At 60.2% G+C, this 25601-nt stretch carries 19 protein-coding genes and 1 pseudogene; 10 read left to right on the top strand and 10 right to left on the bottom strand.

Features of this window, described 5'->3' with window-relative positions:
- Positions 1-295: 295 nt before the first annotated feature.
- The 6 genes from AB4N43_RS23615 to arcD (AB4N43_RS23640) form a co-directional block, all read right to left on the bottom strand.
- Positions 296-1804 carry a sigma-54-dependent transcriptional regulator gene (locus tag AB4N43_RS23615; RefSeq protein WP_027922952.1) on the bottom strand — a complete coding sequence of 503 codons (1509 nt, stop codon included), beginning with the start codon at positions 1802-1804 and terminating at the stop codon, positions 296-298.
- A gap of 203 nt (positions 1805-2007) precedes the next feature.
- Positions 2008-2370, bottom strand: coding sequence for a DUF5064 family protein (locus tag AB4N43_RS23620; RefSeq protein WP_460151997.1), 363 nt, complete (start codon positions 2368-2370; stop codon positions 2008-2010).
- 12 nt (positions 2371-2382) lie between these two features.
- The gene (gene arcC, locus AB4N43_RS23625; RefSeq protein ID WP_027922954.1) at positions 2383-3312 is read right to left on the bottom strand and encodes a carbamate kinase; all 930 of its coding nucleotides are present in this window, start codon (positions 3310-3312) and stop codon (positions 2383-2385) included.
- A gap of 206 nt (positions 3313-3518) precedes the next feature.
- Positions 3519-4529, bottom strand: a complete 1011-nt coding sequence (locus AB4N43_RS23630) for an ornithine carbamoyltransferase (protein WP_027922955.1) — start codon at positions 4527-4529, stop codon at positions 3519-3521.
- Between the two features lie 81 nt (positions 4530-4610).
- Positions 4611-5867: an arginine deiminase gene (gene arcA / locus AB4N43_RS23635; protein ID WP_027922956.1), complete on the bottom strand. Its 1257-nt coding sequence runs from the start codon at positions 5865-5867 to the stop codon at positions 4611-4613.
- A 35-nt stretch (positions 5868-5902) separates the two neighbouring features.
- Positions 5903-7330 carry an arginine-ornithine antiporter gene (arcD, locus tag AB4N43_RS23640; protein WP_460151998.1) on the bottom strand — a complete coding sequence of 476 codons (1428 nt, stop codon included), beginning with the start codon at positions 7328-7330 and terminating at the stop codon, positions 5903-5905.
- A 462-nt stretch (positions 7331-7792) separates the two neighbouring features.
- Here arcD (AB4N43_RS23640) and arcD (AB4N43_RS23645) point away from each other — a divergent pair, with 462 nt between their 5' ends.
- On the top strand, positions 7793-9220 hold the full coding sequence (gene arcD / locus AB4N43_RS23645; RefSeq protein ID WP_059182267.1) for an arginine-ornithine antiporter: 1428 nt from the start codon (positions 7793-7795) through the stop codon (positions 9218-9220).
- Positions 9217-10080, top strand: a complete 864-nt coding sequence (locus AB4N43_RS23650; protein WP_460151999.1) for a DNA-3-methyladenine glycosylase family protein — start codon at positions 9217-9219, stop codon at positions 10078-10080. The genes arcD (AB4N43_RS23645) and AB4N43_RS23650 overlap by 4 nt, the downstream gene beginning before the upstream one ends.
- Positions 10081-10126: 46 nt before the next feature.
- Here AB4N43_RS23650 and AB4N43_RS23655 read toward each other — a convergent pair whose 3' ends face one another.
- From AB4N43_RS23655 to gap, 4 genes are all read right to left on the bottom strand, one after another.
- On the bottom strand, positions 10127-11458 hold the full coding sequence (locus AB4N43_RS23655) for a CoA transferase (protein WP_460152000.1): 1332 nt from the start codon (positions 11456-11458) through the stop codon (positions 10127-10129).
- Positions 11459-11569: 111 nt separating this feature from the next.
- Positions 11570-13714 (bottom strand): methyl-accepting chemotaxis protein, encoded by a 2145-nt coding sequence (locus AB4N43_RS23660; protein ID WP_027922961.1) that lies wholly within the window; start codon positions 13712-13714, stop codon positions 11570-11572.
- Between the two features lie 324 nt (positions 13715-14038).
- Positions 14039-14503, bottom strand: coding sequence for a methylglyoxal synthase (locus tag AB4N43_RS23665; protein ID WP_027922962.1), 465 nt, complete (start codon positions 14501-14503; stop codon positions 14039-14041).
- A gap of 17 nt (positions 14504-14520) precedes the next feature.
- A complete protein-coding gene (gene gap, locus AB4N43_RS23670; protein WP_027922963.1) occupies positions 14521-15522 on the bottom strand; it encodes a type I glyceraldehyde-3-phosphate dehydrogenase in 1002 nt (333 codons plus the stop codon).
- A gap of 219 nt (positions 15523-15741) precedes the next feature.
- Here gap and edd point away from each other — a divergent pair.
- The 8 genes and pseudogenes from edd to AB4N43_RS23710 all read left to right on the top strand — a co-directional run bounded on the left by edd (position 15742) and on the right by AB4N43_RS23710 (position 25601).
- Positions 15742-17569 (top strand): annotated as a pseudogene (edd, locus tag AB4N43_RS23675) (phosphogluconate dehydratase).
- On the top strand, positions 17566-18516 hold the full coding sequence (locus AB4N43_RS23680; RefSeq protein ID WP_027922965.1) for a glucokinase: 951 nt from the start codon (positions 17566-17568) through the stop codon (positions 18514-18516). The pseudogene edd and the gene AB4N43_RS23680 overlap by 4 nt, the downstream one beginning before the upstream one ends.
- A gap of 176 nt (positions 18517-18692) precedes the next feature.
- Positions 18693-19424: a response regulator gene (locus AB4N43_RS23685; RefSeq protein ID WP_027922966.1), complete on the top strand. Its 732-nt coding sequence runs from the start codon at positions 18693-18695 to the stop codon at positions 19422-19424.
- On the top strand, positions 19414-20883 hold the full coding sequence (locus tag AB4N43_RS23690) for an ATP-binding protein (protein ID WP_027922967.1): 1470 nt from the start codon (positions 19414-19416) through the stop codon (positions 20881-20883). The genes AB4N43_RS23685 and AB4N43_RS23690 overlap by 11 nt, the downstream gene beginning before the upstream one ends.
- Before the next feature lie 152 nt (positions 20884-21035).
- On the top strand, positions 21036-22295 hold the full coding sequence (locus AB4N43_RS23695) for a D-mannose isomerase (RefSeq protein ID WP_027922968.1): 1260 nt from the start codon (positions 21036-21038) through the stop codon (positions 22293-22295).
- Positions 22296-22412: 117 nt separating this feature from the next.
- A complete protein-coding gene (locus AB4N43_RS23700; protein ID WP_027922969.1) occupies positions 22413-23705 on the top strand; it encodes an ABC transporter substrate-binding protein in 1293 nt (430 codons plus the stop codon).
- A gap of 149 nt (positions 23706-23854) precedes the next feature.
- Positions 23855-24763, top strand: a complete 909-nt coding sequence (locus AB4N43_RS23705) for a carbohydrate ABC transporter permease (protein ID WP_027922970.1) — start codon at positions 23855-23857, stop codon at positions 24761-24763.
- On the top strand, positions 24756-25601 hold the full coding sequence (locus AB4N43_RS23710) for a carbohydrate ABC transporter permease (RefSeq protein ID WP_027922971.1): 846 nt from the start codon (positions 24756-24758) through the stop codon (positions 25599-25601). The genes AB4N43_RS23705 and AB4N43_RS23710 overlap by 8 nt, the downstream gene beginning before the upstream one ends.

Genomic DNA, 25601 nt, shown 5'->3' on the forward strand with positions numbered 1-25601 from the left:
ATGCCGGACTACATAGCAAGAACACGGCCAATGTTGGTTTTGTCTTTATTAATCAGTGGTTTGTGGCGTTTTGCGAGTCGACGGAATTCGCCCGCTGTAGCGAAATCGATACGGACAAGGTCAGGGAAGAAAGCCGAGGTGGATCAAAGCCTTGCACAGCCGTGATCAGGGAGGGGTGTAGCGATATCGTTCCGCTGTAGCGCTTTCAGTACAGATGGAGGTCGTTTTTGGAGAGATGTTCTGGGGCCACCCACAGGGTTTTGTGGTGTTTGTGGGTTGTGGTTCAACCTCAGGCTCAGGGCTTGTTGGGTATGCCGTACTTGCGCAACCGATGGGCAATCGCCGTGTGGGACGTCTGCAGGCGGCTGGCCAGTTGGCGAGTCGAGGGGTAGCTGACGTAGAGTTTTTCCAGCAGGGTTTTCTCGAACTCTTCCATCGCCTGCTCCAGGCTGTCGACATCGCTGTCGCTCTGGCGCGCCACCGAGGTGCCGGCGATGTCGAGGTCGCCGATGTCGACCAGCGTGCTTTCGCAAATTGCCGCGGCGCGGAAAATCACGTTCTGCAATTGCCGCACGTTGCCCGGCCAGCGATTGCCCAGCAGTGCCGGGTAGGTGCCCGGCGCCAGGCGACAGACCGGGCGCTGGATCTGCGCACAGGCTTGCTGCATGAAGTAGCGGGCGAGCAGCAGAATGTCCTGGCCGCGTTCGCGCAGCGGCGGGACTTCAACGTTGAGTACGTTGAGGCGGTAAAACAGGTCTTCGCGGAAGGTGCCTTCGCTGACCATTTTTTCCAGATCGCGGTGGGTGGCGCTGAGGATCCGCACATTGACCTTCACCTCACGATCACCGCCGACCCGACGGAAACTGCCGTCATTGAGAAACCGCAGTAGTTTCGCCTGCAAGTACGGCGACATCTCCCCGATTTCATCGAGAAACACCGTGCCCTGGTTGGCCAGTTCCATCAGCCCCGGTTTGCCGCCCCGTTGCGCGCCGGTAAAGGCACCGGGGGCGTAGCCGAACAGTTCGCTTTCGGCGAGGTTCTCCGGCAATGCTGCGCAGTTCAACGCAAGAAAGGGCGAACTGTGCCGCGCGCTGATGGCGTGGCAGGCCCGGGCCACCAGTTCCTTACCGGTGCCGGTTTCACCCTGAATCAGCAGTGGTGCATCGAGCGCCGCCACCCGTTGCGCGCGCGCCTTGAGGGTGCGGATCACCGGCGACTCGCCGAGCAGCGCATCGAATCCTTCGGCGTGATCATGGTGCAGCGCCGAGAGGCGTTCGCCGATGCGGTTGGGTTGATACAGCGTCAGCAGGGCACCCGCGTCGGTGATCGGCGTGGCGTCCAGCAACAAGGTCTGGCCGTTGACCGTGATTTCCCGCAGCGGCAAACGAAAGCCCTGTTCCAGCAACGCGTCGAGCAGCGCCGGGTCGGCGAACAAGTCGGCGATGCTTTCACCCGCCGGTTCACGCCCGTACAGCGCGATCAATGCCGGGTTGGCCAGCAACACTTTGCCGGCACTGTCGAGAGCCAGTACCGGGTCGGTCATGGCCGCGAGCAATGCGTCGAGTTGCAGGTGTCGACGCTGGCCGGGAAGGATGTCGACCACCGTCACCGCTTGCACGCCACGCACGCTGAACAGCGCATCGCGCAGCTCTTCGAGGACTTCCGGGCTCAGGGTCGGGGCATCGATGTAAACGTTGGGCGGGACCATTTCCACCGCATCCAGATTGAGATTGCGCCCACCGAGCAGGGCCAGGACTTCCTGGGTGATACCGACGCGGTCGATGAAACTGACGTGGATACGCATGGGGCGGTATTTGGTTCTGGAGTGCGGAGGGGCGCAAGTATGCCTTGGGGCGGGCGAATGGTGAAATCCTGCGCGGGATTTCAGGCCCACACCGAACCTTTGTAGGAGTGTGCCTGCTCGCGATAGCGGTGTATCAGTCGACATCCATGGTGAATGTCAGTCCGCTATCGCGAGCAGGCTCACTCCTACAGGGGGAGTGTGGGTTACTCGAAGTTCTCGAGGTTCACCGGGTCGCCGGACTTCATGTCCAGTTGCACCCGGATGTCTTCAAACATCAGATCGTAATGCTTGTGAACCGAACCAATCTGGCTGTGTGTCTTTGGAATGCCGTACTTCTCGGCGATAACCGTCACGTTGTTGGCAAAGTTGTAGGCCTCCTCCTTGCGCAGGAAGAAGGGCTCGTCCACTTTCTTGCCCTGAATGTCGCCATGCATCCTGAACTGGATGCCTTTTTCCCCTTTGGGGTTCTTGCTGACTTCATAGTCGAGGCAAATGTTGTAGCTGACATCGTGCTTGTCCAACGCGTGACGCTCGATGTGCAAGTGACCTGGTTCAAACTTTGCCATAGACGTCTCTCCTTACAAGTAAGTAATGCCAGGTTTCGCCGTGCTGATACGCGTACCTGCCTTGCCCTGGACGATCGCTTCAATGTCCGAGAGTGAACCGATTACCGCGGTTTTTCCAGTGTGACGGGCGAACTCGCAAGCCGCTTGAACCTTGGGTCCCATGGAGCCTGCGGCGAAGCCGAGTTTTTCCATTTCATCCGGGTGAGCCTGGCCGATGGCTTTCTGGGTCGGCTTGCCATAGTCGATAAACGCGGCGTTGACGTCGGTGGCGATCACCAGCAGATCGGCCTCGAGTTGTTCGGCCAGTAGCGCCGAGCACAGGTCTTTATCGATCACCGCTTCGACGCCTTCCAGTTTGCCGGGCGCGGTATACATGGTCGGGATGCCGCCACCGCCGGCGCAGATCACGATGCTGCCTTTTTCCAGCAGCCATTTGATCGGGCGGATTTCGAAAATGCGTTTCGGTTTCGGGCTGGCCACCACGCGACGGTACTTGTCGCCGTCCGGGGCAATCGCCCAGCCTTTCTCGGCGGCGAGTTTCTCCGCTTCAGCCTTGGTATAGACCGGGCCGATGGGTTTGCTGGGCTTCTGGAACGCCGGGTCGTTGGCGTCGACTTCGACCTGGGTGAGCAGGGTGGCGAAAGGCACTTCGAAATCCAGCAGGTTGCCCAGTTCCTGTTCAATGATGTAGCCGATCATGCCTTCGGTTTCGGCACCGAGCACGTCCAGCGGGTAAGGGGACACCGAGGTGTAGGCCGCGGCTTGCAGCGACAACAGGCCGACCTGCGGGCCATTACCGTGAGCGATCACCAGTTGGTTGCCGGCATGGACCTTGGCGATTTGTTCAGTGGCGATCCGGATGTTGGCGCGCTGGTTGTCCGCGGTCATGGGTTCACCACGGCGGAGCAGGGCGTTACCGCCCAGAGCTACGACGATACGCATAATGCAGTCCTTCCAGAAAACAGTGAGGTCTCGTAAGACGAATGCGGTCATTGTGGAAGCCTGGCTTGCCAGCGATGCAGACGCCTCGGTGAATCAGTCACAACGAGGTGATGCCATCATCGGAACGCCGCCCGGGGCAAGCCCGGCTCCCACAAAAGCCGGCGCCCACATTGACTGAGTCCAGTCAGTGGGAGCCGGGTGCGCCGTTAAAGGTCAGCCAGGGTCGACACCAGAATCGCCTTGATCGTGTGCATGCGGTTTTCCGCTTGCTCGAAGGCGATGCAGGCCGGCGACTCGAACACGTCATCAGTCACTTCGATGCCGTTCTTCAGGTTCGGGTACTGCTCGGCAATCTGTTTGCCGACTTTGGTATCACTGTTGTGGAAGGCCGGCAGGCAGTGCATGAACTTGGTGCGTGGGTTGCCGGTGGCTTTCATCAGTTCGGCGTTGACCTGATACGGCAGCAGTTGCTGGATACGTTCAGCCCAGGCTTCGACCGGTTCACCCATCGAGACCCACACGTCGGTGTGAATGAAGTCCACGCCTTTGACCGCGACTTTCGTGTCTTCGGTCAGGGTGATGCGCGCGCCGCTTTCTTCGGCATATTTGTGGCAACGCTCAACCAGATCGTCCAGCGGCCACAGGGCTTTTGGCGCGCAGATGCGCACGTCCATGCCCAGCTTGGCGCCGATCAGCAGCAGCGAGTTACCCATGTTGTTGCGGGCGTCGCCCAGGTAGACGTAGCTGATGTCGTGGATCGGCTTGTCGGCGTGTTCGCGCATGGTCAGCACGTCGGCGATCATTTGCGTTGGGTGGTATTCATCGGTCAGGCCGTTGAACACGGGCACACCGGCAAACTTGGCCAGTTCTTCAACGATTTCCTGCTTGAAGCCACGGTACTCGATAGCGTCGTACATGCGCCCCAGCACGCGGGCGGTGTCTTTCATGCTTTCTTTATGGCCGATCTGCGAAGAGTTCGGGTCGATGTAGGTGACGTTGGCACCCTGGTCATAAGCGGCGACTTCGAAGGCGCAACGGGTGCGGGTCGAGGTTTTTTCGAAGATCAGCGCGATGTTGTTGCCTTTGAGGTGCTGTTGCTCGGTGCCGGTGTACTTGGCGCGTTTGAGGTCGCGGGACAGGTCGAGCAGATAACGCAATTCACGAGGGGTGTGGTGTTCCAGGCTCAGCAAATTACGGTTGTGAATGTTAAAAGCCATGATGGATCTCCTTAGATGTCGGTTATCCCCCTGGCCGTGCTTGCCTTCGGGTAGAGGGCAGCAGCGGCCAGGGCTCAAAGATTAATAGTCGATAGGGTCGCGAATGATCGGGCAGGTCATGCAGTGGCCGCCCCCACGTCCACGCCCCAGTTCGCCGGCGCTGATGGTGATGACCTCGATACCCGCCTTGCGCAGCAAGGTGTTGGTGTAGGTGTTACGGTCATAACCGATGACCACGCCCGGCTCCACGGCCACCACGTTGTTACCGTCATCCCACTGTTCGCGTTCGGCGGCGAAGCTGTTGCCGCCGGTTTCGACGACCCGCAACGCTTTCAGGTTGAGTGCCTTGGCCACGGTGTCGAGGAACGTGCCGTCTTCGCGTCGGATGTCGATGCCGCCCGGTTTCTTTTCGTCCGGACGCAGGGTGAAGGCGACGATCTGGTTCACGACTTCGGGGAAAATAGTGACCAGGTCGCGGTCACAGAAGCTGAACACGGTGTCCAGGTGCATCGCGGCGCGGGATTTTGGCAGGCCGGCGACGATGACTTTTTCCACGGCTTTGTGTTTGAACAGGTTCAGCGCCAATTGACCGATGGCCTGGCGCGACGAACGCTCGCCCATACCGATCAGCACCACGCCGTTGCCGATCGGCATCACGTCGCCGCCCTCAAGGGTGGAGCTGCCGTGATCCTGGTCCGGGTCGCCGTACCAGATCTCGAATTCGGCGTTGGTGAACTGCGGGTGGAATTTATAGATGGCGGTGGTCAGCAGGGTTTCCTGACGGCGTGCCGGCCAGTACATCGGGTTCAGGGTCACGCCACCGTAGATCCAGCACGTGGTGTCGCGGGTGAACTGAGTGTTGGGCAGTGGCGGCAGAATGAAGCTGGAATGGCCGAGGAAGTCGCGGAACATCTGGATGGTTTTGCCACCGAAGCTGTCCGGCAGGTCATCGGCGGAGACACCGCCAATCAGGAACTCGGCGATATGACGTGGCTCCAGGCTGAGCAGCCAGGATTTCACTTCATTGATCAGGCCCAAACCCACCGAATCGGCGGTGACCTTGCGCTCCAGAATCCATTCCAGCGCTTCGGGGATGGCGACGATGTCGGTCAACAGGTTGTGCATTTCCACAACGTCGATCCCGCGTTCGCGCATCTTGGTGACGAAGTCGAAGTGGTCACGCTTGGCTTGGGCGACCCACAGCACATCATCAAACAGCAGCTCGTCACAGTTATTCGGGGTGAGCCGCTGGTGGGCCAGGCCGGGGGAGCAAACCATGACTTTGCGCAGTTTGCCGGCTTCGGAATGCACGCCGTACTTAACTTTTTCCGTGGTCATTACAGTGATCCTCCAGATGACAAATTATTCAGGTGTTACAGAGTCAGGAAGCCGGAATACAGTCCATAGGCCGCCACTACGGCACCTATGATCACGGCTGCAAAAATCAGCTTCTCGACGTTGGTGAAAACAGGTTTGCCCAGTTCTCGCTTGGCCTTGGCGAACAGGATCACGCCGGGCGCATAGAGCAGGGCGGACAGCAGCAGGTATTTGGTGCCGCCGGCGTAGACCAGCCAGACGGCGTAGATCACCGCAATGCTGGCGATGAGCAGGTCCTTGGAACGATCGGCCTTGTCGATTTCGTAGCTCTCACCGCGTACCGCCAGCAACAGTGCGTAAGCCGCCGACCACAGGTAGGGCACCAGGATCATCGAAGTGGCGAGGTAGATCAGCGACAGGTAAGTACTGGCCGAAAACAGGGTGATGACCAGGAACAGCTGCACCATTGCGTTGGTCAGCCACAGGGCGTTGACCGGCACGTGGTTGGCGTTTTCCTTGCGCAGGAACTCCGGCATGGTGTGGTCCTTGGCGGCGGCGAACATGATCTCCGCACACAGCAGTACCCACGACAGCAAGGCCCCCAGCAGCGAGATGACCAGACCGACGCTGATCAGCACCGCGCCCCAATGACCGACCACATGCTCCAGCACGGCCGCCATCGACGGGTTCTGCAGCTTGGCCAGTTCCGGTTGGGTCATGATCCCCAGGGACAATACGTTCACCAGCACCAGGAACAGCAGCACGGTGATGAAACCGATGACGGTGGCTTTACCGACGTCGGTGCGTTTTTCTGCGCGGGCCGAGAAAATGCTCGCGCCCTCGATGCCGATGAACACCCAGACGGTGACCAGCATCATTTTGCGCACCTGGTTCATCACGCTGCCCAGGTCCGGGTTTTTCAAACCCCAGATGTCGGCGGTGAAGATGTCCAGTTTGAAGGCGAAAATCGCGATCAGCACAAACAGCAGCAGCGGCACGATTTTGGCGACCGTGGTCACCAGGTTGATGAACGCCGCTTCCTTGATCCCGCGCAACACGAGGAAATGCACACCCCAGAGCAGGACCGATGCACCGATGATGGCTGCGACCGTATTACCCTCGCCAAAAATGGGGAAGAAGTAGCCGAGGGTGCTGAACAGCAGAACGAAGTAGCCGACGTTGCCCAGCCAGGCACTGATCCAGTACCCCCAGGCGGAAGAGAAACCCATGTAGTCGCCGAAACCGGCCTTGGCGTAGGCGTACACCCCGCCATCCAGATCAGGCTTGCGGTTGGCCAGGGTCTGAAAGACGAAGGCCAGCGTGAGCATGCCGACAGCGGTAATGGCCCAGCCGATCAGGACCGCGCCAACGTCCGCACTGGCGGCCATGTTTTGTGGCAAGGAAAAGATCCCGCCACCAATCATTGAGCCAACAACCAGCGCAACCAATGCGCCGAGTTTCAGTTTTCCGGGGGATTCAGACATCGCATGACTCCAGTGCAGGAGAAGAGAGACAACAGAGTAGTTCTGTTAGCTGTTCAAACATCTGACTTAGATCAGTGCATTGGCACATTCCATTGTTAAATAAAGACTTTTGGATGTTGCTCCGGCCACACACGGATTGCCGCAGAAGCCTATTCCAGACGGCTCGCTCAGAGCTATCCGAAATAAGAGAGCTTGGCTGGCGATCTTTAAATTAGTTCGTTTTGGCGTTTCCGCAACTATTTGGCAGTCGTTTCCAGTGTGGATTTGATTTATTGGGATTCATCGACAAATTCGCTCTTTGCCATGACGCCTATAGAGTGATCGGTTATAAATAACCGCGCCCGAAATGGCTTTATCTAATAAACGTTATTACGCTGTATCTATTTAGTTAAGCCAACCCCTTGAAGGTTTCAAAACCATGACAGCCCTTGGCCGACTGTGGACAAAAATGGAGATGCTGGAATGTCACAACCCACGCAAAAGCTACGCCTGAGCGCACTGATCGCCCTGGTGGTGGGGTCGATGATTGGCGGCGGGATTTTCTCGTTGCCGCAGAACATGGCAGCGCGGGCCGACGCGGGGGCGGTGCTGATCGGATGGGCCATTACTGCTGTCGGCATGCTGACCCTGGCGTTCGTCTTCCAGACCCTGGCCAATCGCAAACCCGAACTGGACTCCGGGGTGTACGCCTACGCCAAGGCCGGCTTCGGTGACTACATGGGGTTCTCGTCGGCGTGGGGGTACTGGATCAGTGCCTGGCTGGGCAACGTCGGTTATTTCGTGCTGCTGTTCAGCACCCTCGGTTATTTCTTTCCGGTCTTTGGCCAGGGCAATACGCCGACTGCTATTGGCTGCGCCTCGGTGCTGCTGTGGGCCGTGCATTTTCTGGTGATGCGCGGGATCAAGGAGGCGGCGTTCATCAACCAGGTGACCACCGTGGCCAAGATCGTGCCGCTGATCATGTTCATCGTCATTGCCGCCGTCGCTTTCAAGGCTGACGTCTTTACCCGCGACATCTGGGGCCGAAGCAACCCGAGTTTCGGCGGAGTGATGGACCAGGTGCGCAACATGATGCTGGTGACGGTGTTCGTGTTTATCGGCATTGAAGGTGCCAGTGTGTATTCGGCGCGTGCGGAGAAACGCTCGGACGTGGGCCGGGCGACGGTCATCGGCTTTCTCGGGGTGCTGGCATTGCTGGTGCTGGTGAACGTGTTGTCGCTGGGGATCATGAGCCAGCCGCAACTGGCCAACTTGCAAAACCCGTCACTGGCAGCGGTGCTGGAACATATCGTCGGGCCTTGGGGCGCGTTGCTGATCAGTATCGGCCTGGCGATTTCGCTGTTGGGGGCGTTGCTGTCATGGGCGCTGCTGTGTGCCGAGATCCTGTTCGCCACGGCGAAGGACAAGACCATGCCGGCTTTCCTGAAGAAGGAAAACGCCAACCATGTGCCGGTCAACGCCCTGTGGCTGACCAACGTGATGATCCAGCTCTTCCTGCTGATCACGCTGTTTTCCGCCGGCACTTACACCAGCCTGATCTACCTCGCGTCCTCGATGATTCTGGTGCCGTACCTGTGGTCGGCGGCGTACGCGGTATTGTTGAGCGGACGCGGCGAAACCTACGAACACGCCAGTGCCGAGCGCACCAAAGACCTGATGATCGGTGGGGTCGCGCTGGGGTATGCGGTGTGGTTGCTGTATGCCGGCGGGGTCAAATACCTGCTGCTGTCGGCGCTGCTGTATGCGCCGGGGGTGATTCTGTTTGCCAAGGCCAAGCACGAGCAGGGCGAGCCGTTGTTCACTCATGTAGAGAAGGGCATTTTTACCGGTGTCCTGATTGGTGCCGGGTTGGCCGCATATGGGTTGTACAGCGGTTTGCTGTCGTTATGAGGTTGCTGCTGGCGTATCAACCGCCGTATGACTGGGCGGCGATGTTGCAGTTCTTGTCGGCGCGGGCGGTGGCCGGTATGGAAATCGTGACCGATGGGGTGTACTCGCGCAGCATCGGGTTTAACGGTGTTCGCGGTACGTTTTCGATCGGGCCGGCGGGCGGTGATGCGCTTGAGCTGACGCTGGATTTTGCGCAGGAGTCGGCGGTGCCCGAGATCGTGGCGCGCGTGCGACGGATGTTTGATCTGGACGCGGATTTGCCGTCGATTCATCGGCAGTTGAAGCGGGACCCGTTGATGGCGCGCTTGATGGCCGAGCGTCCGGGCTTGCGGGTGCCGGGGGCCTGGGATGGGCTGGAGCTGGCGATTCGGGCCGTGCTGGGGCAGCAGATTACCGTGGGCGCGGCGATTCGGTTGGCGGGTAAATTGGTCGCGCAGTATGGTGCGCCCTTTTCCTCGCCGCTGGCGGGTTTGAGCCATGTTTTTCCTGAGCCTGTCGTGTTGGCGCAGGCGGATCTGGCGAGGTTGGGCATGCCGAAAAGCCGAGGGCGGACCTTGTCCGGCGTGGCTCAGGCGCTGCTGGATGATTCGCTGTTGTTTGCGCCGGGGCGGGAGGGCGGTGTGGCGCGGTTGTTGGCGTTACACGGGATTGGTGACTGGACGGCGCAGTACATTGCCTTGCGTCAGTTGCGTGAGGCGGATGCGTTTCCGTCCGGGGATGTGGGGTTGATCAAGGCGTTGGCGGCACTCGAGCAAAGGCCGGTGACGGCGCGCGAACTGCTGTTGCGCGCCGAGGCGTGGCGACCTTGTCGAGGGTATGCGGCGCAGTTGCTTTGGACATCGCTGAGCCGAATGGATTGAGCTGATCCGGGATTTGTATTGATTCTGCTGGCCTCATCGCGAGCAATCACCCCCACTGCGCGCGATGGGAACCCAATTCAGTTGCCGGCAGTGCCCACTGCAACGGAGTACCGATTATTCTCAGCGGCACATGCAGCCGATGCGCCGGTCCCCAAGGTGTCTGCTCAACCACCAGCCCCTGGTCGTTGTCATCCTCCGCTCGTAATGCCTCGGCCGTTCCCGGGCCATTTTCAATCAGCAACTTTGCTGTACGCGCCAACGAAAGCCGCGCCGAACCCCCGCGCCCCAACAACCTGATTGCTGCCGCCGCCATCAAATACCCGGTCGCGTGGTCGAGTGCCTGCACTGGCAACGGCGTTGGTTTGTCCGCGTTTTTCCAGTGCATCCCGGCCTCGGCAATCCCGCTGCTCATCTGCACCAAACTGTCGAAACCACGGCGGTTCTGCCACGGTCCGCTCCAGCCGTACGCATTGAGGCTGACATCGATCAGCCCCGGTGCCAGCCTCCGGCGTTCAGCAGCCCCGTAACCCATGCGTTCCAGCGCATCGGCGCGGTAGCCGTGCAGGAGGATGTCAGCCTCTTTGAGCAGCGTTTCGAACACCGCGCGATCATCGTTGTTGTGCAGGTCCAGGCGCGCGCAGCGTTTGCCCAGGGTGATTTCCGGCACCACGCCGGGTTCGTTCCAGGTCGGTGGGTCGATGCGCAAAACATCCGCCCCGAGGCCGGCGAGAAAACGGCTGGCGACCGGACCGGCCAGCACGCGGGTCAGGTCCAGCACCTTGAGCCCGGCCAGCGGCTGAGCCACGGAACCTTGCCACGGTTTCGCCGGTTGCCCTTGGTCGCCGCTGAACTGAATCAACGGCTCGGTGTTCACGGCCATACCTTGTGGGTGTTGCTGCCATTGCGCCCAAGTGCGCATCTCGGCGGCGCATCCTCCTGCGTCGACCACGGCCTGTTCCAGACCACTGCTGGCCCATTGCGCCACGTTGCTCGCCATCGCCGCGCGGTCGGCGCAGGTGCCGAGCACGCTTTCAGCCGCGGCGCGGTGATGGGGCGCGTTGGCGTGCAGGCGGATCCAGCCGTCCTTCGTCGCGTAGTCACCGGCAATCGGGTCCCACAGCGGCGGAACGCTCCAGCCGATGGGGCGGATCGAGGTGGCGAACCAGAACGACGCGAGGCGGCGGTCGACTTCAACCCCGGGCAAGCGACCGGTGTGCTGCTGCAGCAATTCGCTGACCGCCTGCCCGGCTGCGGCAATGCTGGCGCAGGCAAGGTCGGTCACGGCAAACGCCGAGGGCAGGGCGCCGCTCGACGTGAAGGGAATTGGGGTGTGGGGCAAGCCGAGTGCGGTTTGAATGGACGTGAGTAGATCAGTCATCGAAGGCCCTCCGGAACGAGAGCCCGATCATAGTTCAAAAAACTGGCTGGCCGGATGAAACGATGATGTCAGCCTCAACACTGCCCCCCCTTGTAGGAGCGAGGTGAAGCCTTAAACCCGGAACTGGTCCATCAGTTTCATCTGGTGGGTGGTCAGCGAGTTGAGCTGGCTGCTGATCTGCGCCGATTCGGTGGCCTGGCCGGTCAGGGTTTCGGTGACGGTACGGATCGCCGAGACGTTGCGGTTGACCTCTTCGGCCACGGCGCTTTGCTGTTCGGCGGCGCTGGCGATTTGCAGGTTCATGTCGCTGATCACCGTCACCGCGTCACTGATTTTGCCCAGGGCCTGCACCGCTTGCTGGATCTGCCCGGCGTTGTTGTGCGCCTGGGTCTGGCTCGAATGCATGGTGGCGACCACGCCGCGTGTGCCGCTCTGGATGCGTTCGATCACCTGGCGAATTTCTTCCACCGAGTCCTGGGTGCGTTTGGCCAGGTTGCGTACTTCATCGGCCACCACCGCAAAGCCGCGCCCACTCTCGCCGGCACGCGCCGCTTCAATCGCGGCGTTGAGCGCCAGCAGGTTAGTCTGCTCGGCAATGCTGCGGATCACTTCCAGTACCGAACCGATCTGCTCGCTGTTCACCGCCAGCGCTTCGACTTCCGTCACGGCTTTGCTGACTTCGTCGGCCAGTTGATTAATGTCGCGGGTGCTGCGCTCGATGATCTGCATGCCATCGCGTGCCGACTGGTCGGCCCCTTTGGCGGCGTTGGCTGCGTTCGAGGCACTGTTGGCAACGTCGTGGGCGGTAGCGCTCATTTCGTTGGACGCGGTGGCGACCTGGTCGATTTCGCGGAACTGCACCTGCATGCCTTCGCTGGTCTGACGGGCGATTTCCGAAGACTGGTCGGCAGTGCCGCGGGCGTCGGTGATGCTTTGCTTGATCTGCGCGATGGTCGGTTGCAGCTTGTCGAGGAAGCGGTTGAACCAGCTGACCAGTTCGCCCAATTCGTCTTTCTTGCTGTAGTGCAAACGCTGGGTCAGGTCGCCGTCGCCGCTGGCAATCGCCTTGAGCATCTGGGCCACGCTGTTGATCGGCCGGGTGACGCCCGAGGCGGTGAGCCAGGTCAGCAGCAAACCGACCAGGCCGGCAATCACGGCGACCAGCACTGTTTTAATCGTGCCGCTTTGCTGGGCGTCATCGAGCACCGCTTGCAGTTTTACCGAGTCGGCCAGCAACACTTGTTTAGGCAGGTCGATCACCACAGCCCAGGCCTTCGCATCGGCAATCGGGCTGACCGGGTACACCGCGCGAATCAGGTCGCCTTGCTGCACAATCTTCGGCGCACCACCGCTGAGCAATTGCAGGATGTCCTTGCCGTCCGCGCCCAGGGTTTCGCCGATAGGCTTGCCGACTTTACCGGCGTCGACACTGTTAGCCGCCAGCACGCCGGTGCCGGAGACGATCAGCATGTGCCCGGCGCTGTTGAACAGTTCACGCTGGGAGTCGACCGCCGCCGCTTGCAGCGCATCGAGGGCAATGTCGATACCGACCACGCCAATGGACTTGCCATCCACCAGCAGCGGCACGGAAATGGTGGTCATCAACACTTCTGTTTTGTTAGCGCCGATGGTGTCGGCGTAGGGGTCGAGCAGGCAGGTACGCTTGCTGTCGCGCGGGCAGGTGTACCAGACGTTGTAGGGCGTGCCGCTGAGGTTCAGGGTGGTTTTGGTCATGTCTTCTTCGACCATGACGGTGTTGAGCACTTCACCCCCTGCGCGGCTCCAGTACGTGGCGAAACGCCCGGCTTCGTTGGACTGGCGGACCGCATCATTGACGAACTCGCTGTCCTTGCCATCCAGCCCGTTAGGCTCGAACGCCAGCCAGACGCCCAATACTTTTGCGTTGCGCTCGAACGCGGTCTTGATGCTCTGGTTCAACTCTTCACGCAACGCACCCGCCTCCAGCGAGCGCTTGGCGGCCATGTTGCGCATGTCCTTGATCTGGTCCGCCAGGGCGGTCACCACCGTCAGGGTTTCGCCGAAGGTCTTCTGCACTCGCACGGCCTGTTCCGCCGCCTTGGCTTGCAGCAGGTTCTGCACACTGTCGGTGAGCATCTTGCTGCTGGAGGCGTTGACCAGATCATCGTTCTGATTGGTCTGGTAAATGTTCATGCCGACGATCAGAGCGACCACGCCGAGCAGACACAGACCGGACAACAAAACGATTTTCAGACGGATAGAGAGAGAGTCGAACATAGGGCGAACTCACAAATGGATGAGGTGTTGGCAAGGAGTCGAGATCGACTCGGTACGCCAAATCCATTTAGCGCCATTCAATGCACATCGGCGCCGTGTGACGATTGCATGAACGGATGCCGACGAACGGTAGCAGGTGAACGTTTGCGCAGGAAAAAGCCCTGAAATGGCCGGGAATTCAAGACATTCTCGGCAGTGATTCCGGGCGCGCGGCAGGGGGAGGCAGGGGGGCTGCTGAAACAAGCGCCCGCAGGTGGGGCGCTTTTAAGTCAGGCGGGCATCCAGGATGCAGACTCAAGATTGTTCCGCAAACAGGTTGAAGCTTCAGGCGCGGCCAAGCAGATATTTCGAGTAATCGGGTATTCGATGTTCGTGTGCCTGATCCATCATGGGGCTACTGAGCAGGTAATCGGCGCTGCATTCGTTGCAGGCCACCGGGATGTTCCAGACCGCCGCGACGCGCAATAACGCCTTGATGTCCGGGTCGTGAGGCTGTGGTTCGAACGGGTCCCAGAAGAACACCAGCATGTCGACCCGCTGCTCGGCGATTTGCGCCCCGAGTTGCTGGTCGCCGCCCAACGGACCGCTGATCATGCTCTCCACTGGCAAATCCAGGCGTTGTTGCAACAACAACCCCGTGGTGCCGGTGGCGATCAATTCATGCTGTGCGAGTCTGTCTTTCTGCCGCTCGGCCCAGTCCAGTAAAAACACCTTGCAGTGGTCGTGGGCGACCAAGGCAACACGCTTGCGCGCCGCCATGGTCTTTTGCATAAAGCTGATACCGATCATCGGTTGCTGCTCCACGATCATTCTGCGTTGCACAACGCCAGGCAGTTATCGAGCATGCGGTTGGAGAAGCCCCATTCGTTGTCGTACCAGGCCAGCACCTTTAGTAGCTTGCCGCTGGACTTGGTGTGGTTGGCGTCGAAGATCGACGACAGCGGGTTATGGTTGAAGTCACTGGAAACCAGCGGCAGGGTGTTGTAACCGAGAATTTTCGAATGCTGGCTGGCTTCTTTCAGCAGCGCATTCACTTCTTCGGCCGACGCTTCGCGTTTCAGTTGCACGGTCAGGTCCACCAGCGACACGTTGATCACGGGAACGCGCACGGCCATGCCAGTCAGTTTGCCCGCCAGTTCCGGCAGCACCAGGCCAACGGCTTCAGCTGCACCGGTCTTGCTCGGGATCATGTTCTGCGTGGCGGAGCGGGCGCGGTACGGGTCGGTGTGGTAGACGTCGGTCAGGTTCTGGTCGTTGGTGTAGGCGTGGATCGTGGTCATCAGACCGCTTTCGATCCCCAGTTCGCGGTGCAGCACCTGAGCCACCGGTGCCAGGCAGTTGGTGGTGCACGATGCGTTGGAAATGATTTGGTGGTGCTGGCGCAAGATGTCGTGGTTGACCCCGTACACCACGGTGGCGTCGGCGCCCTTGGCCGGTGCCGAGATGATGACTTTGCGTGCGCCGGCCGTAATATGCGCGGCGGCTTTGGCGCGGTCGGTGAACAGACCGGTGCATTCAAATACCACATCAATTTTTTCCGCAGCCCAAGGCAGTTCGGCCGGGTTGCGAATGGCGCTGACCGCAATACGGTCGCCATTGACTGTCAGGCTCTCCTGGTCGTGCTGGACATCGGCGTCGAACGTGCCGTGAACAGTGTCGTACTTGAGCAGATGAGCGTTGATCGCGCTGTCTCCCAAATCGTTGATGGCCACGATCTGCAGATCCTGGCGATAGCCTTGGGTATACAGTGCGCGCAGGACGTTGCGGCCGATCCGGCCAAAACCATTGATTGCGATTCGAAGAGTCATTTACAGCGCCGCCGTCGTTTTGTTGTTGGAATTACAAGATTATTCGCATAAAAATAGAAAACAAGCCTTTTTAATGGCAATATTTTGTTCAATCTACAACGAGTGACCTGAATCAACTGGTCCGACCGATCAAGAAAACCGTCTGTCATCCCAATCACAACGGTCCTTGTTCAGCATAGACAATCAGGTCGCCCTATCCGTTAGCCTGGAGTTCTACACATGCATCCCCGCGTCCTTGAGGTCACTGAACGGCTTATCGCCCGTAGCCGCGCCACGCGTGAGGCCTACCTTGCACTGATTCGCGGTGCGGCCAGCGACGGTCCGATGCGCGGTAAGCTGCAATGCGCCAACTTCGCCCACGGCGTGGCGGGTTGCGGCACCGAAGACAAGAACAGCCTGCGGATGATGAACTCCGCCAACATCGCCATCGTTTCGTCATATAACGACATGCTCTCGGCGCATCAGCCGTACGAAGTCTTTCCGGAGCAGATCAAACGAGGCGCTGCGCGAGATCGGTTCGGTCGGCCAGTTCGCCGGCGGCACTCCGGCCATGTGCGATGGCGTGACCCAGGGCGAACCCGGCATGGAGCTGAGCCTGCCGAGCCGCGAAGTGATCGCGATGTCCACCGCTGTGGCGTTGTCCCACAACATGTTCGACGGCGCGCTGATGCTCGGCATCTGCGACAAGATCGTGCCGGGCCTGATGATGGGCGCGTTGCGTTTCGGCCATCTGCCGACGATTTTTGTGCCGGGCGGGCCGATGGTCTCGGGCATTTCCAACAAGCAGAAAGCCGATGTGCGTCAGCGCTATGCCGAAGGCAAGGCCAGTCGCGAAGAGCTGCTGGAATCGGAAATGAACTCCTACCACAGCCCTGGCACCTGCACGTTCTACGGCACCGCCAACACTAACCAATTGCTGATGGAAGTGATGGGCCTGCACTTGCCGGGCGCGTCCTTCGTCAACCCGAACACGCCGTTGCGCGATGCCCTGACCCGCGAAGCGGCGCATCAGGTCACGCGCCTGACCAAGCAGAACGGCGACTTCATGCCGATCGGCGAAATCGTCGACGAGCGTTCGCTGGTCAACTCCATCGTGGCACTGCACGCCACTGGTGGCTCGACCAACCACACCTTGCACATGCCGGCCATCGCCATGGCGGCGGGCATCCAGTTGACCTGGCAGGACATGGCCGACCTCTCCGAAGTCGTGCCGACCCTGAGCCACGTCTACCCGAACGGCAAAGCCGACATCAACCACTTCCAGGCGGCGGGCGGCATGTCGTTCCTGATCCGCGAACTGCTGGACGCCGGGTTGTTGCACGAAAACGTCAACACCGTGCTGGGTCATGGCCTGCGCCGTTACACCATGGAACCGTTCCTCGATAACGGCGAACTGGTCTGGCGCGAAGGCGTGACCGACAGCCTCGACGAAAGCATCCTGCGCCCGGTCGCTCGCGCGTTCTCGCCAGAGGGTGGTTTGCGCGTGATGGAAGGCAACCTCGGTCGCGGCGTGATGAAAGTCTCGGCTGTGGCGCTGGAAAACCAGATCGTCGAAGCACCGGCCATGGTGTTCCAGGATCAGCAGGATCTGGCAGACGCCTTCAAGGCCGGTCTGCTGGAGAAGGATTTTGTTGCCGTGATGCGCTTCCAGGGCCCGCGTTCCAATGGCATGCCGGAACTGCACAAGATGACGCCGTTCCTTGGCGTGCTGCAGGATCGCGGTTTCAAAGTGGCATTGGTCACGGACGGACGCATGTCCGGCGCCTCGGGGAAAATCCCGGCGGCGATCCACGTCAGCCCCGAAGCGTATGTCGGTGGTGCTTTGGCGCGAGTGCAAGAGGGCGATATCATTCGCGTCGATGGCGTCAAAGGCACCCTGGAGCTTAAGGTGGACGCCGACGAATTCGCGGCGCGCGAACCTGCCAAAGGCCTGTTGGGCAACAACATTGGCAGCGGACGCGAGCTGTTTGGTTTCATGCGCATGGCCTTCAGCTCCGCAGAGCAGGGCGCCAGCGCCTTTACTTCTGCCCTGGAGACGCTTAATTGAAACTGGCTTTGGTCGGTGACATCGGTGGGACCAACGCTCGTTTCGCGTTGTGGAAAAACCAGCAGCTGGAGTCGGTCCAGGTGCTGGCGACGGCCGACCACGCCAGCCCGGAAGAGGCGATTGCCCTCTACTTGAGCGGGCTCGGTCTGGCGTTGGGTTCGATCGGCGCGGTATGCCTGTCGGTGGCAGGTCCCGTGAGTGGCGATGAATTCAGGTTCACCAACAATCACTGGCGCCTGAGCCGCAAGGGTTTCTGCAAGACCTTGCAGGTCGAGCAACTGTTGCTGGTCAACGACTTCTCGGCGATGGCGCTGGGCATGACCCGTTTGCAGCCGGGCGAGTTTCGCGTGGTCTGCGAAGGCACCCCGGAACCGTTGCGGCCAGCGGTCGTGATTGGGCCGGGCACCGGCCTTGGCGTCGGCACCTTGCTGGATTTTGGTGAAGGGCGTTTTGCCGCGTTGCCGGGGGAGGGCGGTCATGTTGATTTGCCGCTGAGCAGCCCGCGGGAAACTCAATTGTGGCAACACATCTTCAATGAGATTGGCCATGTCAGTGCTGAAACGGCGTTGAGCGGCGGCGGCTTGCCTCGGGTTTACCGGGCGATTTGTGCAGTCGACGGCCACACGCCGGTGCTCGAAACACCGGAAGCAATCACCGCTGCCGGGCTCGCGGGCGACCCGATTGCCCTCGAAGTGTTGGAGCAGTTCTGCTGCTGGCTCGGCCGCGTGGCCGGCAACAACGTGCTGACCACTGGCGCGCGCGGTGGCGTGTATATCGTTGGTGGTGTTATCCCACGGTTTGCCGATTTCTTCCTTGAGAGCGGTTTCGCCCGGTGCTTCGCCGACAAGGGTTGCATGAGCGATTACTTCAAGGGCATTCCGGTGTGGTTGGTGACAGCGCCGTATTCCGGCCTGATGGGGGCGGGCGTGGCGCTGGAACAGGCTTGAAACCGCGTCGTCTTCATCGCGGGCAAGCCACGCTCCCACAGGATTTCCTACATTCTGAAGATGTGTGCGTAACCTTGTGGGAGCGGGCTTGCCCGCGATGAGGCCAGATCAGGCAACAAATTTTCAAGGTTCATCAGGCATAATCCGCCCAATTCAAACAACAAGGACGCCGCCCCGTGAGCTCAGTCAACAAGTCGATTTTGTTGGTCGATGACGATCAAGAGATACGCGAGTTGCTGGATACCTACCTGACTCGCGCCGGTTTCCAGGTCCGCACCACGCCCGATGGCGCCGGTTTTCGCCAGGCTCTGAACGAGGCCCCGAGCGATCTGGTGATCCTCGACGTGATGCTTCCGGACGAAGACGGCTTCAGCCTCTGCCGCTGGGTTCGCCAGCACCCGCGTCAGGCGCAGGTGCCGATCATCATGCTCACCGCCAGCTCCGACGAAGCTGACCGCGTCATCGGCCTGGAGCTCGGCGCCGACGATTACCTCGGCAAACCGTTCAGCCCACGAGAATTGCAGGCGCGCATCAAAGCCCTGTTGCGCCGTGCGCAATTTGGCCAGGAGCGTAATGGCGCAGAAGTGCTGGCGTTCGACGACTGGCGCCTGGACATGGTCAGCCATCGGCTGTTCCACACCGATGGCGAAGAAGTGATTCTGTCCGGCGCCGACTTCGCGCTTCTGAAACTGTTCCTCGATCACCCGCAGGAAATCCTCGACCGTGACACCATCGGCAACGCCACCCGCGGGCGCGATCTGATGCCGCTGGACCGCATCGTCGACATGGCGGTCAGCCGCTTGCGTCAACGCCTGCGTGACACCGAAAAGCCGCCACGTCTGATCCGCACCGTGCGCGGCAGCGGCTACCAACTGGCAGCCAATGTGGTTGCCAGCAATGGCCACTGAGTTTCTGCGCAAGCTCGCCGCCCGCGTGCCGGTGCCCCGTTCGCTGCTCGGGCGGATGTTGCTGCTGACGTTGTTGGCGGTGCTGTTTGCGCAGACGTTGTCGAGCGTGATCTGGGTCTCGCAATTGCGTGCCACGCAGCTTGAAGGCCTGGTCACTGCTGCCCGCAGCCTGGCGCATTCGATGACGGCCAGCGTCAGTTACTTCCGCTCATTGCCCGTCGCTTTCAGGCCGTTGGTACTGGATCAGTTGCGCAGCATGGGCGGCACCCGTTTCGTGGTGACGCTCAACGACAAACCCCTGGGCATGGAAGTGCTGCCGATCACCCCGCGCAAGGAGGCCGTACTCAAAGCGGTGGACCAGGTGCTGCGCGAATCCCTGGGCCATGACACGGATATCTCGGTGACTTTCGTCAGTCCTGAAGACCTGCGGATCTTCAACAGCGGGCTGAAACTCGATGAGTTGCCGCGCTCCTGGGCGCATTACGCATTGACCCTCGAACCGGTCAATCCACCCGTGCTGGTCACGCAAATCCAGATGGCGCCGGGAGAATGGCTGTACATCGCGTCATTGCTGCCCGAGCCCTACACCAGTCTTGAAGAGCAAGGCCTGCCGGCGCAACAGGTCTGGTTCATCGTCCTCACCAGCAGCTTCTTGCTGTTGTTCATTGGCTTGCTGGTGCACTGGCAAAGCCGTCCGCTCAAGCGCCTGGCACGGGCCGCGCGCGATATGTCGCTGGGGGCTGATGTGCAACCGGTGGCCGAGGGTGGCGGCAGTGAAGTGGTCGAAGTGGGGCGCGCGTTCAACGCCATGCGCGAACGGATCAGCCGTTACCTGACGGAGCGTAGTCAGTTGTTCAGTGCGATTTCCCACGACCTGCGCACGCCCATTACCCGTTTGCGCCTGCGCGTGGAATTGCTGGAAGACGAGAAGCTGCAAGCCAAGTTCGGGCGTGATCTGGATGAGTTGGAGTTGCTGGTCAAAGGCGCGTTGCAATGCGTGAAAGACACCGACATTCACGAAAACATCGAGCCGGTGGACCTCAACCACGTGCTCGATTGCCTGGTGGAACCGTACCTGGCACCTAACGGCAATGGCCGCGTGACCCAGCAGGGCCGGGCGTTGGCGGCGTATCCGGGCAAACCGTTGGCGCTCAAGCGCTGCATTGGCAACCTGATCGACAACGCCCTGAAATACGGACAGAACGCGCATTTGCACATCGATGACGACGAGAGCGCGTTCATCCTTCACGTCGATGACGAAGGGCCGGGCGTGCCGGAGCAACGGCTGGAGCAGGTGTTTGAACCGCACTTCCGCCTGGCCGGGCAGCAGCAGGGATATGGGCTGGGGTTGGGGATTGCGCGCAATATTGCGCACAGTCATGGTGGCGAGGTCAGTCTGCAAAACCTGCGTGAGGGTGGGTTGCGGGTGACGTTGCAGTTGCCTCGTAGTGTTGATTAGTAATGCCGCGTCATCGTTCTTCGCGAGCAGATTTTCAACACATCATTTAGCTAATGTCACAAATCAGTGACATAACTCGCCCCTTTCGTTACAAGCCCGTCCCCGCCCGTTGTTTAGACTGCCCTCAGTCAAAACAACAAAAAAGGCACCCCATGGACACCTTCCAACCGGCCTTCAGCAGTTGGCTGAACGCGCCTGCCCACCAGCAATGGCTCGCCGCCGAAGGCCTGCGCCTGCTGGCGTTCGCCAAGGCTTCAAAGCTTCCTGACGGCTTCGGCAATCTCGATGAAAAAGGCCATCTCCCGGCCAACGCTCGCGCTGAAACCATGAACACCGCGCGCATGACGCACAGCTTCGCCATGGCCCATATTCAAGGCTTGCCGGGGTTTGCCGAGTTGGTGGATCACGGTGTCCAGGCCCTCAGCGGCCCGTTGCGCGATGCCGAGCATGGCGGTTGGTTTGCCGTCGCTCATGCGCTGGATGACAACACCGGCAAGGCGGCTTATCTGCATGCCTTCGTGGCCCTGGCCGCCAGTTCGGCCGTGGTCGCGCAACGTCCCGGCGCACACGCCTTGCTCGATGACGCGATCAACATCATCGACACGCATTTCTGGAGCGAGGAGGAGGGCGCCCTGCGCGAATCCTTCAATCGTGACTGGAGCGAAGAAGAAGCGTACCGCGGCGCCAACAGCAACATGCACGCCACCGAAGCGTTCCTCGCGCTGGCCGATGTCACCGAAGAAAGTCGTTGGCTATGTCGCGCACAGCGCATCGTCGAGCGGGTGATCCACGGTCACGCCGCCGCTAATGATTATCTGGTGGTCGAACATTTCGACCGCGACTGGCAGCCGCTACGCGAATACAACCACGACAACCCGGCCGACGGTTTTCGCCCCTACGGCACCACACCGGGCCACGGTTTTGAATGGGCACGCCTGCTACTGCACCTCGAAGCAGCGCGGGTTCAGGCCGGCATGCTGACGCCGGGGTGGCTGGCTACTGACGCGCAAAAACTTTTCGACCACAACTGCCGTCATGGCTGGGATATCGACGGGCTGCCCGGGATTGTCTACACCCTCGATTGGGGCAACCGCGCAGTGGTTCGTCACCGTCTGCACTGGACCCATTGCGAAGCCAGCGCTGCCGCCAGCGCGTTGCTCAAACGCACGGGCGATGAGCAATACGAACGCTGGTACCGGCTGTTCTGGGAATTTTGTGACACTCATTTCATCGACCATTGCGACGGCAGCTGGCATCACGAACTGGATCCGCAGAATCGCCCAAGTGCCGATATCTGGGCGGGTAAACCTGATCTGTATCACGCCTGGCAAGCCGTACTGATTCCACGACTGCCCCTGGCGCCCAGCATGGCCACGGCTCTGACGAGGTTGTCCCAGAGCGCTCCTGTGTAACCATGTGGTGACATTCAAGCGTCCCTTCGTTACCTGCGAGGGGATAACTCCTGTTTAAAATCCTATGCAGCGCAAGCACCAGACTTGCATGCATAACAACAAGAAAGGTACTTCTAGATGAATGCGATTTCTCGCCTCGCTACTGTCATTTCTCTCGCCTCCCTGTCTGCGCTCCCTCTCAGTGTGCTTGCCGCCGAATCCAAAGGTTCCGTGGAAGTGGTTCACTGGTGGACGTCGGGTGGTGAAAAAGCAGCGGTCGATGTGCTCAAGGCCCAAGTCGAAAAAGACGGCTTCACTTGGAAGGACGGCGCTGTTGCCGGTGGTGGCGGTGCTACCGCCATGACCGTGCTCAAGAGCCGCGCCGTTGCCGGCAACCCGCCAGGTGTGGCGCAGATCAAAGGTCCGGACATCCAGGAATGGGCGTCTACCGGTCTGCTCGACACCGACGTCTTGAAAGACGTTGCCAAATCGGAGAAGTGGGACAGCCTGCTCGACAAGAAAGTCTCCGATACCGTGAAGTACGAGGGTAACTACGTGGCCGTGCCGGTGAACATTCACCGCGTCAACTGGCTGTGGATCAACCCGGAAGTCTTCAAGAAAGCCGGCATCACCAAAAACCCGACCACCCTCGAAGAATTCTACGCCGCCGGCGACAAGCTCAAGGCTGCGGGCTTCATTGCGCTCGCCCACGGCGGCCAGCCTTGGCAGGACAGCACCGTGTTCGAAGCCGTGGTGCTTTCGGTCATGGGTGTCGATGGCTACAAGAAAGCCTTGGTCGATCTCGACAACGCTGCGCTGACCGGTCCTGAAATGGTCAAGGCGCTGACCGAGCTGAAGAAAGTCGCGACCTACATGGACGTCGATGGCAAAGGCCAGGACTGGAACCTGGAAGCGGCCAAAGTCATCAACGGCAAGGCCGGCATGCAGATCATGGGTGACTGGGCCAAGTCCGAATGGACCGCCGCCAAGAAAGTCGCCGGCAAGGACTACGAGTGCGTAGCGTTCCCGGGCACCGACAAGGCCTTCACCTACAACATCGACTCCCTGGCCGTGTTCAAGCAGAAAGACGCGGGCACTGCGGCCGGTCAGCAGGACATCGCCAAGATCGTCCTGGGTGAGAACTTCCAGAAAGTCTTCAGCATCAACAAGGGCTCGATCCCGGTTCGCAACGACATGCTGAGCGACATGGGCAAGTACGGTTTCGACTCCTGCGCCCAGACCGCTGCCAAGGACTTCCTGGCAGACGCCAAGTCTGGCGGCCTGCAGCCGAGCATGGCGCACAACATGGCGACCACGCTGGCCGTACAGGGTGCGTTCTTTGATGTGGTGACCAACTACATCAACGACCCGAAAGCCGACCCAGCCGATGCCGCCAAGAAACTCGGCGCCGCGGTCAAGTCTGCCAAGTAATGCCTGGCCCCTGTAGGCGCGAGCCTGCTCGCGATTGCGGTGTATCAGTTGATACATCCACTGACTGACACTCAGCGATCGCGAGCAGGTTCACTCCTACAAGGGGGCAGCATTTCCAACGTAAATTTTCTCTCGTACTGGATTTCCCCATGAGTTCTGTTGCTGTGTTCAGCAAGGCCTCGCCGTTCGATGCATTGCAACGCTGGCTACCTAAACTGGTGCTGGCGCCGAGCATGTTCATCGTTCTGGTGGGCTTTTATGGCTACATCCTGTGGACGTTCGTTCTGTCGTTCACCAGTTCGACCTTTTTGCCGACTTACAAATGGGCAGGCCTGGCTCAATACCAGCGGCTGTTCGACAACGATCGTTGGTGGGTGGCGAGCAAGAACCTGGCGCTTTTCGGCGGCATGTTCATCGGCATCACCCTGGTGATCGGTGTGCTGCTGGCCGTGTTTCTTGATCAGCGCATTCGTCGCGAAGGTTTCATTCGCACCATTTACCTGTACCCGATGGCGCTCTCGATGATCGTCACCGGTACCGCCTGGAAATGGCTGCTCAACCCGGGCATGGGCCTGGACAAATTGCTGCGTGACTGGGGCTGGGAAGGCTTCCGCCTGGACTGGCTGATCGACCCGGACCGCGTGGTGTATTGCCTGGTCATTGCTGCGGTCTGGCAAGCCTCGGGCTTCATCATGGCGATGTTCCTCGCCGGCCTGCGTGGCGTTGATCAATCGATCATCCGTGCCGCCCAGATCGATGGCGCGAGCATGCCGCGCATTTACCTGAAAGTGGTGTTGCCAAGCTTGCGTCCGGTGTTCTTCAGCGCCGTGATGATCCTGGCCCACATCGCGATCAAGAGTTTCGACCTGGTGGCGGCGATGACGGCTGGCGGCCCGGGTTACTCCTCCGATTTGCCGGCGATGTTCATGTACTCCTTCACCTTCAGTCGCGGCCAGATGGGCATGGGCTCGGCCAGTGCGATTCTGATGCTCGGTGCGATTCTCGCAATCATCGTGCCTTACCTGTACTCCGAGCTGAGGACCAAGCGTCATGACTAGTTTCGCTGCCAAACCTTCCATCAGCCTGAGTCGCATCGCGATTTACGGCGTGCTGATCCTCGCCGTATTTCTGTACCTGATACCGCTGGTGGTCATGCTGTTGACCAGCTTCAAGACACCGGAAGACATCAATACCGGCAACCTGCTGAGCTGGCCGACCGTGGTCAGCGGCATTGGCTGGGTCAAGGCCTGGGGCACCGTCGACGGGTATTTCTGGAACTCGATCAAGATCACCGTCCCGGCGGTGTTGATCTCCACCGCCATCGGTGCACTGAACGGCTATGTGCTGTCGATGTGGCGCTTTCGCGGCTCGCAATTGTTCTTCGGCCTGCTGTTGTTCGGTTGCTTCCTGCCGTTCCAGACCGTCCTGCTGCCAGCCTCGTTCACCCTCGGCAAGATGGGCCTGGCCAGCACCACCACGGGCCTGGTGTTCGTCCATGTTGTCTACGGCCTGGCGTTCACCACGCTGTTTTTCCGTAACTACTACGTCAGCGTTCCCGATGCGCTGGTGAAGGCGGCGCGGCTCGATGGCGCGGGTTTCTTCACGATCTTCCGCCTGATCATCCTGCCGATGTCCACCCCGATCATCATGGTCTGCCTGATCTGGCAGTTCACTCAGATCTGGAACGACTTCCTGTTTGGTGTGGTGTTCTCCAGCGGTGACTCGCAACCCATCACGGTCGCGCTGAACAACCTGGTCAACACCAGTACCGGGGCCAAGGAATATAACGTTGATATGGCGGCGGCGATGATCGCCGGGCTGCCGACCCTGCTGGTCTATGTGGTCGCAGGCAAGTATTTCGTGCGCGGGCTGACGGCCGGCGCAGTCAAGGGGTAA

Source organism: Pseudomonas sp. S2_B07, from assembly GCF_054668435.1.